Below are 12,079 nucleotides of genomic sequence, written 5' to 3'. Positions count from 1 at the left end.
TGTCCGGAAAAAAAGGGGACGGAGGGGATTAAGTCGTAATCGACCAAGCTGATTACGACTTAATCCCCTCCGTCCCCTTTTTTTAAATGAGCCGGTGCGCATGACGTTGTTGGCCCTTGATTTGAAGGCGTAGAACGCGCGGAATCGGGGCGATTCCATGGAACTGGCAGCGGGAACAGACAATGAAGTCCATCCTGAGATCGCTGTTCTCACGTCGAAACGCCTTGTCTGACCTGGAGCAACTGATCCTCGACGAAGCGAAAACCTGTATGAGCCCGGAAACGGCCGTGCTGTGGCAGCGCCAGGTGGACGGTATCAACGACGTCCAGCGCGCGGTGGGAGGCGGTACCGTGGCACTGCGCCGCACGGTACGGGGCCGGCTGGCAGTCGATGACGCCATCGCGTTTCCGAACAGGGAGCCGGTCCTTGAAGTGGCAACAGTGGTGTTGGTGGTCGACGGCGGATTTGCGCCGATGAAGGCGCTGGTCAGCAGCTCTGGCGGGTTTCTTTCCTGCATCAGCTACGAAGGCAATGCCGCCTGGCTGGAGCAGTTGTCGCGAATGAAGCAGGCGTTTGATGTGCGCCTTGAGGCGCAGTTGATGACCGATCCGGGAGTGTGGTGAGGGAACCCGGTTTGCTGCTTCGCTCGCCGAGCGTGGCTCGGCGCTACCCCCACCCCCAAGCGCGCGCTACCATCGGCGCATCACTCGTTGGCGGGGAAGCGCATGGCCGTAGCGTTGCTGGGAGTAAAGGAAACTGCACCAGGAGAGCGCCGTGTGGCGCTCACCCCGGAAACCGCGAAGAAACTGGCCGCGCGCGGTGCCACGGTCTGGTTCGAGGCCGGTGCGGGCACATCGGCGGGCTTCCCTGACCAGGCCTATCTGGATGCCGGCGCATTGCTGGTCGATGACAGCCGCTGGGCGGATATCGATGCGCTGCTCTGCGTGCAGTCACCCGATCCGGCGCGGCTGGCACGGTTGAAGCCCGGTGCCAGCGTGGTCGGGCTGCTGCAGCCGGCGCGCGATGCAGGGCTGACTGCACTGGCCTCGCAGCCGGGGCTGCAGCTGTTTCCGTTGCAACTGCTGCCGCGTACCACCCGCGCGCAATCGATGGATGTACTGAGTTCCCAGGCCGGCATGGCCGGTTACAAGGCCACGCTGATCGCCGCCCAACGGGCGCCGCGCTTCTTCCCGATGCTGACTACCGCTGCCGGTACGGTGCGGCCGGCCAAGGTGCTGGTGGTAGGTGCCGGCGTGGCCGGTCTGCAGGCTGTTGCCACGGCGCGGCGGCTCGGCGCGCAGGTGGAAGGCTTCGATGTGCGACCGGAAACCCGTGAGCAGATCCAGTCGCTGGGCGCGCGCTTCCTTGACCTGGGGGTGAGTGCGGCCGGCGAGGGCGGCTATGCGCGTGCGCTGACCGATGAAGAGCGCGCGCTGCAGCAACAGCGGCTGGCCGACCATCTGCGTGGCGTGGATGTGGTGATCTGCACGGCGGCGGTGCCGGGGAGGACTGCGCCGGTGATCCTGAGCCAGGCGATGGTGGAAGGCATGGCGCCGGGCAGCGTGATCGTCGACCTTGCGGCGGAGAGCGGTGGCAACTGTGCGGTGACCGTGCCGGGCGACTGCATCGAGCACGCCGGGGTGGTGGTGGATGGCCCGCTGAACTTGGCCAGCCTGGGCGCGGCGCAGGCCAGCGAGATGTACGCGCGCAACGTGTTGAACTTCGTCAGCCTGTTCGTGCAGGACGGGGAAGTGCGGTTCGACTGGGACGATGAGTTGTTGGCCAAAACGCGCTGGATGGCGGGTGGCTGAGCGGTAGTGACGGCCGCTGACCGCCAAGCCGGGAGTGCGTGGTTGACGGCCAGCGGCCGTCACTACCGGAGCAACAGCGTGACGACCAACGGTCGTCACCTACCGAAACCGCAACAGGACAGCCAGCGGCCGTCGCTACCGGTCAGTCGCGGTTGCGCGGGGGCGGCGGGTTGTCGCGCACCCACTGCCGGCGCTGGTCGTTGGTCATCGTGCCCCAGCGTGCGCGCAGTTCCTTGCGCTGTTCCGGGCTCATGCCGCGCATCTTGCCGAACAGTGCGCGGGCCTGTTCGCGCTGCTCCGGGCTCATGCCATCGAAGCGGCGCATGCCCTTGCGGGCCTGGTCGCGCTGTTCGGGTGTCATCGACTGCCAGCGTTGGCCGTGCTGCAGCATGCGCTGGCGTTGCGCGGGCGGGGCGCTGTTCCAGCGGTCGCGCAGCGGCGCGACCAGTGCATCGCGCTGGGCCGGGCTCAACTGTTCCCACGCCGGCGGCGCGGCATCCTGCGCGAATGCCGCGCCACCGGCGCACAGCAACACCAGCAGCACAGGCAGCAGGCGGGAAGGGAGATAGGCGTTCATCAGGTCACTCCATCGCCAGGTCGGTGCTGGCCAGCCACAGGTAAAGATCGGGGTTTTCATCCAGTGCGGTGCCATCGCTTTCCAGCGCGGCCACCATCGGCGCCACCGCAGGCACCGACGAAGGCGGCGAGCGCAGCTGCAGGCTGAGGCCGACGCCCAGCGCCGCTACCCCTGCGAAGGCGGTGGCCATCCACCACGCCGGGCGCCGCGGTGATGCCGCCGTGGCATGCCGCGCGCTGCGCAGGCGCGCCAAGGTGGCGGGCGACAGCGCCTGTACGGCCTGCTGGTGCAGGGCGTGCAGCTGGTCGTCTGGGGGCAGGGTGCGGCTCACGTCGGATTCTCCATCAGGGTTCTCAGCGCGTCGCGGGCACGCGCCAGGTGGGTCTTTACCGCGCCTTCGCTGCAGCCCATGGCGCGTGCGGTGGTGGCGCCGTCCAGGTCCTGCAGCACGCGCAGGGTGAAGGCTTCGCGCTGTCGCGGCGGCAGCGCGCGCAGCGCCTGCACCAGCGCATCGTACTGTTCGCGCTCGGCATGGACCTCGGCCGGGCCCGGGCCCTCATCGGCCCAGTCCACCGGCTCACCGTCGCTGTCCACGTTGTCACGCCAGAACGGCAGGCGGAAGCGGCGACGGCGCTGCAGGTCGATCACCCGCCGGCGCAGGATGCTCCAGAACAGCGGCGGCCACTCGGCGGCCGGCTTGTCCCGGTAGTCCAGCATCCGGATCAGGCTGTCCTGCACCGCGTCCAGTGCATCCTCGCGATGGCGCAGGCCGGCCTCGGCGAAGCGGAACGCGCGCGGTCCCACCCCGGCCAGGAACTGGTCCAGCGATGCGGGCGGTGCGTCGGCGGTCGGGGCCAGGGGGCTGCTCACCAGCACAGGGTACGGATCCTTCGTCGGGCTCACCATGGACAACGCGTGCAGGCAGCCGGCGTTGACAGCAAAGCGCGCACGGTTCAGCGCGTGGTTATGATGGGGCCTACATCCAGAGCGGGAGTCGTGCCGGTGAGTGACGGATTCGTTGCGCTGTACATCTTCATGCTGGCGGCCATCGCCGGCCATGTGATCATCTCGCGGGTGCCGGTGATCCTGCATACCCCGCTGATGTCCGGTTCGAACTTCATCCACGGCATCGTGCTGATCGGCGCGATGGTAGTGCTGGGCCATGCGCAGACGCCGCTGGAAAAGATCCTCGGGTTCGTCGCGGTGGTGCTGGGGGCAGGCAATGCCGCCGGCGGCTACGTGGTCACCGCGCGCATGCTGGAAATGTTCAAGCCCAGCATCAAGCCGGCGCCCACCGATGCCGCCAAGGAGCCGCAGCCTTGAACGTCAGCACGCCTGAACTGCTGGATTGGCTGGTCAAGACCAGTTACCTCGTCGCTGCCACGCTGTTCCTGCTCGGCCTGCAGCGCATGGCCTCCCCGCTCACCGCCCGCAGCGGCATCCGCTGGGCGGGCCTGGGCATGCTGGTGGCCACCGTGGCCACCTTCTTCCTGCCCGAACTGCACAACATCCCGCTGATTCTGGTCGCGCTGGCGCTGGGCGGCGGGTTGGCGTGGTGGTCGGCCGGCAAGGTCGCCATCACCGACATGCCGCAGATGGTGGCGCTGTACAACGGCATGGGCGGGGGTTCGGCCGCGGCCATCGGTGCGGTGGAACTGCTGCGCTGGTCCGCGCTGGCCAACCGCGATACCAGCCATTGGAGCGCGCAGGCACTGGCCGACCTGGCCGCACGCCAGCCCTCGGCGATGGTGCTGACGCTGGCAGTGACCGGTGCGGCCATCGGCGCGGTGTCGCTGTCCGGTTCGGTGATCGCCTGGGCCAAGCTGGACGGCCGCCTGGACCGGCGCATCACCTGGCCGGGGCAGCAGGCGCTGAACATGATCGTCGCGGTGGCCGTGGTGGTGCTGGGCATCATCGCCGCCAGCACTCTCGCGCTGTGGGCGATCATCGCCTTCTTCGTGCTGGCGCTGGCACTGGGCGTGCTGATGACCCTGCCGATCGGAGGGGCGGACATGCCGGTGGTGATCTCGCTGTACAACGCGTTCACCGGCCTGGCGGTGTCCTTCGAAGGCTATGTGCTGGGCAACGAGGCGCTGATCATCGCCGGCATGATGGTCGGTGCGGCCGGCATCCTGCTGACCCGGCTGATGGCCAAGGCGATGAACCGGCCGATCAGCAACGTGCTGTTCTCCAACTTCGGCGGCGGTGCAGGCGGCGAGGCGCAGGAAATCACCGGTGCGCAGAAGCCGATCGATGCCTCCGACGTGGCGGCGATGATGGCCTTCGCCGAACGCGTGGTGATCGTGCCGGGCTACGGCATGGCCGTGGCGCAGGCGCAGCACAAGATCTGGGAGCTGGCGCAGCGGCTGATCGCGCGCGGGGTGAAGGTGAAGTTCGCCATCCATCCGGTGGCCGGTCGCATGCCCGGGCACATGAACGTGCTGCTGGCCGAAGCGGGCGTGCCGTACGACCTGATCGCCGACATGGACGACATCAATCCCGAGTTCCCCAGCACCGACGTGGTGCTGGTGATCGGGGCCAACGACGTGGTCAATCCGGTGGCCCGCACCGATCCGGCCAGCGTGATCTACGGCATGCCGATCCTGGACGTGGTGAATGCGCGCAACGTGGTGGTGATCAAGCGCGGGCGCGGGACGGGCTTTGCGGGGATTGAAAATGCGCTGTTCTATGCGGACAACACCCGCATGCTGTACGGCGATGGAGCGGCCGCGGCGGGTTCGCTGGTGAGTGAACTGAAAGGGCTGGATGGGGGGCACTGAAGCCCCCCGCCGCAGCGGCATGACGGCCAGCGGCCGTCACTACCAGAGCAACAACGGCATGACGGCCAGCGGCCGTCACTACCGGAGCAACAGCGGCATGACGGCCAGCGGCCGTCACTACCGGAGCAACAACGGCATGACGGCCAGCGGCCGTCACTACCGGAGCAACAACGGCATGACGGCCAGCGGCCGTCACTACCGGAGCAACAGCGGCATGACGGCCAGCGGCCGTCACTACCGGGAGCAGCAGCGTGACGACCAACGGTCGTCACCCAGCGGAGCCATCGGGTTCGCGTCAGACGCGCTTCTGCCAGCCCAGCCAGGTGGCGAACACCAGCGCCACCGGCAGCCACAGCCAGTCGGCGGTGACGTTGGCCAGCCCCACCAGCGTCCACGCCAGGTGCGGGCCCATGCGCAGCGCGGACTCCCAGGGCGTCAGCCCCATCGACCCGCCCAGCCAGGCGCTGGCGATGCTCCACCAGGCCAGCGCGGTCACCAGCAGCGTACCGCCGGCGACCAGCAGCGCGCGCAGCACGCCGCCGCGCAGGGTGCCCAGGCGCAGCATGAACAGCAGTTCCAGCGCCACCACGATCGCCATCCAGCCCAGCTGGCGGCCGGTCATCAATGCGAAAAACACCCAGGCCAGCAGGGCCGTGCCGGCGCCGATCAGGTACATCACGGGCCAGAGCCAGGACACGGTCCTGGTGCGTACAGCAGGAGAGGGCATGCGGATTTCCCTTTGGATGCCAACAGGATACTGGGTTTGCCGCAGTGCACGGGCGGGCGCCGGGCCGCTGGGCTAAAATGTCGCCTTGCGCGGCGCGTCCGCAGCCCCCAGATCGAGCCTCATGTACTCCCGTAGCAGTGAACCAGTCCACTTCGAACGCGACTGCGAGGCCGTCATGGTCCCGCAGGGCGAAACGGTGACCCTGCCCGCCGGCAGCTATGGCTACATCACCCAGGCGCTGGGTGGCAGCTATACGGTGTTCGTCGAAGGCAACCTGTTCCGCATCGCGGGGCGGGATGGCGATGCCATCGGCAAGGAGGCCCCGGCGCCGCTGGAGCTGGCCGACGACGCCAGCGACGAGCAGGTCGAACAGCTGGTGTGGCAGCAGCTGCGCACCTGCTTCGACCCGGAGATCCCGTTCAACATCGTCGATCTGGGCCTGGTCTATGAAGTGGACCTCAAGCACCTGGACGACGGCCGCCGCGAGGTGGACGTCAAGATGACCCTGACCGCGCCTGGCTGCGGGATGGGCGACATCCTGGTCGACGACGTGCGCAGCAAGCTGGAAATCATCCCCACCGTGGCCCAGGCCGACGTGGAACTGGTGTTCGACCCACCGTGGGGCCGCCACATGATGTCCGAGTCGGCGCGGCTGGAAACCGGCATGCTCTGACCCGACCGTACGCCGCCCGCGTGGTGGAATCCCGGTAACAACCGCAACCAGAACAGGAAACATCCGGTGTCCCAGTCCAACATCAGCTTCGACGTCACCCGCTCGGCCCATCCGCGCAGCGCCGATGAACGCGCCGCCATCCTGGAAAAGCCGGGCTTCGGCCTGCACTTCACCGACCACATGGTGGAAGTGCGCTGGGACAAGGACACCGGCTGGCACAACGCCAACGTGCGCCCCTACGGTCCGCTGCTGCTCGATCCGGCCGCCGCGGTGCTGCATTACGGCCAGGAAATCTTCGAAGGCATCAAGGCCTACCGTCACGCCGACGGGTCGGTGTGGACCTTCCGCCCGGAGGCCAACGGCCGTCGCCTGCAGCGTTCGGCGCAGCGCCTGGCGCTGCCGGAACTGCCGGTGGACATCTTCGTTGAATCGTTGAAGCAGCTGGTCGCGCTGGACAAGGACTGGGTGCCGTCGGCCGACGAATCCAGCCTGTACTTCCGTCCGTTCATGATCGGCGATGAAGCCTTCCTCGGCGTGCGCGGCGCGCACAAGGCCGGTTACTACGTGATCGCCAGCCCGGCCGGCCCTTACTTCGCCAAGGGCGTGGCGCCGGTGTCGATCTGGCTGTCCACCGAATACGCCCGCGCGGCCAAGGGCGGCACCGGTGCGGCCAAGTGCGGCGGCAACTATGCCGCTTCGCTGCTGCCGCAGCAGAAGGCGCAGGCGCAGGGCTGCTCTCAGGTGCTGTTCCTGGACCCCACCGAAGGCAAGTACCTGGAAGAGCTGGGCGGCATGAACGTCTTCCTGGTCTACAGGGACGGCACGCTGGTGACCCCGCAGCTGTCGGGCAGCATCCTGGAAGGCATCACCCGCGAAAGCATCCTGCAGTTGGCCCGCGACCGTGGCATGAAGGTGGAAGAGCGCAAGGTCAGCATCGACGAGTGGAAGCAGGGCGTGGCCTCCGGTGAGATCACCGAAGTGTTCGCCTGCGGTACCGCCGCGGTGGTGACCCCGATCGGCCAGCTGAAGGGCGAAGGCTTCGAAGTCGGCGACATCAACGCGCCGGCCGGTGAAGTGACTCTGTCGCTGCGCAAGGAACTGACCGACATCCAGTACGGTCGCCTGCCGGACCGCCATGGCTGGCTGGTCAAGCTGGGTTGATCGGCTGACGGTATGCCGCCGGGCCACGCTCGGCATGCAACCGGTAACGCCGAGCCACGCTCGGCGGAAGCCCCCGGAAAGCCCGTCCCCGTGACGGGCTTTTTTAGTGCACGGCCGATGTCGGCACAGTCATGCCAGGACAGGCCAGAGAGCAGCCGAAGACCGTGAAAGGTACGTGAAAGTTCCTTCACCTTTACAAATTTTAGACACCAGAAGTCTCATTTCCGACATTTCATGTCCCTGAAGTGGGGCTGAAACGCTGTCGTCATCGGCTCGAACCGACTAGCTTCGGTCCTGTGGACAGCGCAGGGGGACTGTCCGCCCCGGTCACCGGTTCCTGCCAATGCAGCGCAGCCTGCGAATCGCGACCGGCGCCATCTGCCGAATCCGGCATCCATGCCAGAACCCAGAAAAGGAAATCCGATGTCCCAGGTTTCGCAACCGCGTTTGCGTCAGCGTGCATTGGTCGTCATGGGGGGCTCCGTGCTCACCTCGTTGCTGCTGGTGGCCCCGGCTTTCGCCGGCGATGTCCACCTCAGCGGCCTGTCGTCCGCGCCGACCCACAAGCAGTTCATCGTCAAATTCCGCGACAACAGTCCGCCGCTGGCCACCCCGTCCGCGCTGGCGAGCTCGCTCAAGACCGCTGCATCGGGCCTCTCGGCTGCGCAGGGACGCGCGCTGGGCCTGCAGCAGGTGCGCCGGCTGGCGCTGGGCCCGACCGTGGTCCGCGCCGACCAGGCCCTGGACGCCGCGCAGGCCGAACTGCTGATGCGCAAGCTCGCCGCCGACCCGAACGTGGAATACGTCGAGGTCGACCAGATCATGCGACCGACCCTGGTGCCCAACGATGCCCGCCTGGGCGAGCAGTGGGGCTTCGGGACGTCCAATGCGTCCATCAACGTGCGGCCGGCCTGGGACAAGTCGACCGGCACCGGCGTGGTGGTGGCGGTCATCGATACCGGCATCACCAGCCATCCGGACCTGAACGCGAACATCCTGCCCGGCTATGACTTCATCAGCGACGCGGCGATGGCGCGCGATGGCGGTGGCCGCGACAACAATCCCAACGATGAGGGCGACTGGTACGCAGCCAACGAATGTGGCGCGGGTTATCCGGCGTCCAACTCCAGCTGGCACGGCACCCACGTCGCCGGCACCGTCGCCGCAGTGACCAACAACAGCACTGGCGTGGCCGGCACGGCCTACAACGCCAAGGTGGTGCCGGTGCGCGTGCTCGGCAAGTGCGGCGGCTACACCTCCGACATCGCCGATGCGATCGTCTGGGCCTCCGGCGGCACCGTCAGCGGCGTGCCGGCCAATGCCAACCCGGCTGAAGTGATCAACATGTCCCTCGGCGGGGGCGGCAGCTGCTCGGCCACCTACCAGAACGCGATCAACGGCGCGGTGGGACGCGGCACCACCGTGGTGGTGGCGGCCGGCAATGAAGCCAGCAACGTCTCCACGTCGGTCCCGGCCAACTGCGCCAACGTGATCGCGGTGGCGGCAACCACCAGCACCGGCGCGAAGGCCAGCTTCTCCAACTTCGGTGCCGGCATCGACATCTCCGCACCGGGCCAGGCCATTTTGTCCACCCTCAATACCGGCACCACCGTGCCGGGCTCGGCGACCTACGCGTCCTACAACGGCACCTCGATGGCCGCCCCGCACGTGGCCGGCGTGGTCGCGCTGATGCAGTCGGTGGCGCCCACCGCGCTGACCCCGGCGCAGGTGGAAACCATCATCAAGAACACCGCTCGCGCGCTGCCGGGTGCCTGCTCCGGTGGCTGCGGCGCGGGCATCGTCAACGCCGATGCGGCGGTGGTGGCTGCGCAGGGCGGCGGCGGTGGCAACCCGGATCCGGGCACCGGCACGGTGCTGCAGAACAACGTGGCGGTGAGCGGACTCGGGGCGGCATCCGGTGCGGCGCTGAGCTACACCGTCAGCGTGCCCAGCGGGGCCACCCAGCTGCGCGTGGCGATCAGCGGCGGCAGTGGGGATGCCGACCTGTACCTGCGCCAGGGCAGCGCGCCGACCGACACCACGTACACCTGCCGTCCCTACCTGAGCGGCAACAACGAGACCTGCACGATCAGCAACCCGGCTGCGGGGACCTGGCACGTGCGGATCAAGGCCTACAGCACGTTCTCCGGATTGACCGTGCGCGCGCAGTACTGACGAAACCCGTTCCAGCGTGTCCCTCGACGCCCCGGCCCTGCCGGGGCGTCGTCGTATCGGCCTGGCCATGGCGGTTGCCTGCCGTCGGGCGTCATGGCGAGCCCATCAACAGAATCTGCCTCGGTGTGCCCCCGGCTTTTCCCGATGATGGGCGGCGTCGCAGGCGCCCAAAGCGTTGCTGCCAGGCCAGGTGGACGCTTGCTGCGAAGCACCGCGCGGCCGTTGCCCGGGACCTGTCCGGGCGGCTGCGGCGCGGGACTTGTCGATGCGGGCGTCGTGGTCGCCAGGGCAGCGGCGGGAGATACCGGTCCGGGTTCGGATCCGGGTTCGGCGGAACTGCAGACGACGTACCGGTCCGCGGGCTGACTGGTCGCGCCGGGAGCGAGCGCTGGTACACCTTCAACGTGCCGGCGGGCAGCAACATGCTGGTGGTGCAGATCGGCGAAGGATCCGGCGACGTTGACCTGTACACCCGCCACGCGCTCCGGCCCACCGACACCGAATACAACTGCCGTCCCCAGGGCACCGGCAACAGCAAGACCTGCGTGCGTGTCTGGCCAGGCTCTGGAACCTGGCACATACGGATCAAGGCGATCACCGATTACAGCGGACTGATGGTCAAGGCCAAGGCCGAGTAGCGCAGCGCCCCAACATCCTCGCCGTCGGACCGGGCTGAAGAGATTTCCTCCATGCCTGCGCGATGTGTGGGAGGGAGCAGGTGGGTAAATGGCCGATATCTGCCGTAGCTGGACAAGCACACGATCGACTGGCCACAAAACCAGAGGAGACTCCAGATGAAAATGTCCTGCCAGAAAACGTTCCTGTCACCTGCCATTGCCTGCGTGCTGGTGGCGATGTACAGCGCACCGGCCCATGCCGGCGACGTAGATCTTTCCGGCTTGGTACAGTCGGACACCCATCAGCAGTTCATCGTCCACCTGCGTGAAGGGAGCGCGCTGGGCGAGGATGAAGGCGCGATGCAGGCGGCACTGGTCCGTGCCGGATCCGGTCTGCGCATGGCAACCGGCGGCATGCAGGTGCTGCGCCAGATGGCCACCGGGCCGATGGTGGTGCGCGCGGGAAAAGCGCTGGACCGCGCGCAGGCCGGTGCCTGGATGGCGGCCATGGCGAGTGATCCAGACGTGGACCACGTGCAGGTGGATCGCATCCTGAAGCCGGCGCTGGACCCCGACGATCCGCGCTTGAACGAACAGTGGGGCTTCTCCAGCAGCGCCGCATCACTCAACGTGCGGTCGGCCTGGGACAAGGCCACCGGCGCCGGGCAGGTGGTGGCGATCATCGACACCGGCCGTACCCGTCATCCGGAGCTGGATGCCAACACGCTTCCGGGATACGACTTCATCAGCAACGGCAGCATGGCCGGCGACGGCAATGGTCGGGATGACAACCCGGATGACGTCGGCGACAGCCAGTGGGGCCGACCCTCCAGCTGGCATGGCACCCACGTGGCCGGTACCGTTGCCGCGGCCACGAATAATGGGCAGGGGGTTGCCGGAACGGCCTTCAACGCCAAACTGGTGCATGTCCGCGTCCTCGGCAAGGGCGGCGGTTACACCTCGGACATCGCCGACGGCATGATGTGGGCCGCGGGTGGCACCGTCAGGGGCATTCCGCGCAATGCAAATCCCGCCAAAGTGCTGAACCTGTCGCTGGGCGGGCAGGGAGCCTGCGATCGCGCATCACAGGCCGCCGTGGACGGCGCGATCCGCAACGGTGCAACGGTGGTCGTCGCGGCGGGAAACAGCAACGCCGATGTCTCACGGTTCAGCCCGGCGAACTGCCGTGGGGTGGTGGCGGTAGCGGCCACGACCTCGCGTGGCGCACGCGCCGGCTTCTCCAACTACGGCAGGGCAATCACCCTGGCGGCGCCCGGCGAGAACATCCTTTCAACGCTCAACAGCGGCCGCACCACGCCGGGTGCGCCTGCCTATGCCGCCTACAACGGCACCTCGATGGCGGCCCCGCACGTGGCCGGCGTGGTCGCGTTGATGCAGTCGGCTGTCGATGGCCGCCTCACCCCGGCCCAGGTCACCGAGATCCTGAAAGAGACCGCGCGACCGTTGCTGGTCGGTTGCCCGCAGGGCTGCGGCGCAGGCATGGCAGATGCCGATGCCGCGGTGGTCCGGTCCATCGAAGTGGCGGCATCCCAGTGAG

Annotated in this window: 12 protein-coding genes and 1 pseudogene; 9 read left to right on the top strand and 4 right to left on the bottom strand. The window is 67.7% G+C overall.

The genetic code is table 11. From position 1 onward, the window contains the following. Nucleotides 1–182 precede the first annotated feature (182 nt). A complete protein-coding gene (locus tag QE373_RS14995; protein WP_309687942.1) occupies nucleotides 183–623 on the top strand; it encodes a hypothetical protein in 441 nt (146 codons plus the stop codon). 102 nt (nucleotides 624–725) lie between these two features. Further along, nucleotides 726–1,811, top strand: a complete 1,086-nt coding sequence (locus QE373_RS14990) for an NAD(P) transhydrogenase subunit alpha (protein ID WP_309687939.1) — start codon at nucleotides 726–728, stop codon at nucleotides 1,809–1,811. A 142-nt stretch (nucleotides 1,812–1,953) separates the two neighbouring features. On the opposite strand, the gene QE373_RS14985 is transcribed toward QE373_RS14990, so the two are convergent. From QE373_RS14985 to QE373_RS14975, 3 genes are read right to left on the bottom strand one after another with little or no spacing between them, the layout of a single operon-like run. Continuing rightward, entirely contained in the window at nucleotides 1,954–2,388 is a 435-nt protein-coding gene (locus QE373_RS14985; protein WP_309687936.1) for a DUF3106 domain-containing protein, read from the bottom strand. Between the two features lie 4 nt (nucleotides 2,389–2,392). Beyond that, a complete protein-coding gene (locus QE373_RS14980) occupies nucleotides 2,393–2,719 on the bottom strand; it encodes a hypothetical protein (protein WP_309687934.1) in 327 nt (108 codons plus the stop codon). Beyond that, nucleotides 2,716–3,294, bottom strand: a complete 579-nt coding sequence (locus QE373_RS14975) for an RNA polymerase sigma factor (protein ID WP_309687932.1) — start codon at nucleotides 3,292–3,294, stop codon at nucleotides 2,716–2,718. Before QE373_RS14975 ends, QE373_RS14980 begins: the two co-directional genes overlap by 4 nt. A gap of 96 nt (nucleotides 3,295–3,390) precedes the next feature. Here QE373_RS14975 and QE373_RS14970 point away from each other — a divergent pair, with 96 nt between their 5' ends. Next, nucleotides 3,391–3,711, top strand: a complete 321-nt coding sequence (locus tag QE373_RS14970; RefSeq protein WP_057508133.1) for an NAD(P) transhydrogenase subunit alpha — start codon at nucleotides 3,391–3,393, stop codon at nucleotides 3,709–3,711. Next, nucleotides 3,708–5,168, top strand: coding sequence for an NAD(P)(+) transhydrogenase (Re/Si-specific) subunit beta (locus tag QE373_RS14965; protein ID WP_309687927.1), 1,461 nt, complete (start codon nucleotides 3,708–3,710; stop codon nucleotides 5,166–5,168). Before QE373_RS14970 ends, QE373_RS14965 begins: the two co-directional genes overlap by 4 nt. 295 nt (nucleotides 5,169–5,463) lie before the next feature. Here QE373_RS14965 and QE373_RS14960 read toward each other — a convergent pair whose 3' ends face one another. Continuing rightward, nucleotides 5,464–5,895, bottom strand: a complete 432-nt coding sequence (locus QE373_RS14960; RefSeq protein ID WP_309687924.1) for a hypothetical protein — start codon at nucleotides 5,893–5,895, stop codon at nucleotides 5,464–5,466. Nucleotides 5,896–6,016: 121 nt separating this feature from the next. Here QE373_RS14960 and sufT point away from each other — a divergent pair, with 121 nt between their 5' ends. From sufT to QE373_RS14935, 5 genes and pseudogenes are all read left to right on the top strand, one after another. Continuing rightward, entirely contained in the window at nucleotides 6,017–6,568 is a 552-nt protein-coding gene (gene sufT / locus QE373_RS14955) for a putative Fe-S cluster assembly protein SufT (RefSeq protein WP_057508116.1), read from the top strand. Nucleotides 6,569–6,634: 66 nt separating this feature from the next. Continuing rightward, nucleotides 6,635–7,729: a branched-chain amino acid aminotransferase gene (locus QE373_RS14950; protein ID WP_309687922.1), complete on the top strand. Its 1,095-nt coding sequence runs from the start codon at nucleotides 6,635–6,637 to the stop codon at nucleotides 7,727–7,729. Nucleotides 7,730–8,152: 423 nt separating this feature from the next. Beyond that, entirely contained in the window at nucleotides 8,153–9,904 is a 1,752-nt protein-coding gene (locus QE373_RS14945) for a S8 family peptidase (protein ID WP_309687920.1), read from the top strand. A gap of 125 nt (nucleotides 9,905–10,029) precedes the next feature. After that, complete coding sequence (locus QE373_RS14940; protein ID WP_309687917.1) at nucleotides 10,030–10,542, top strand: PPC domain-containing protein; 513 nt, start codon at nucleotides 10,030–10,032, stop codon at nucleotides 10,540–10,542. A 156-nt stretch (nucleotides 10,543–10,698) separates the two neighbouring features. Next, a pseudogene (locus QE373_RS14935) lies at nucleotides 10,699–12,057 on the top strand (S8 family peptidase); the annotation flags it as partial. Nucleotides 12,058–12,079: the final 22 nt, after the last annotated feature.

Origin of the sequence: Stenotrophomonas sp. SORGH_AS_0321 (assembly GCF_031453215.1) — a bacterium.
Classification (GTDB): Bacteria; Pseudomonadota; Gammaproteobacteria; order Xanthomonadales; family Xanthomonadaceae; genus Stenotrophomonas; species Stenotrophomonas chelatiphaga.
Note: the sequence above shows the minus strand (reverse complement) of the source record. Positions and strands in the feature narration are given on the sequence as shown.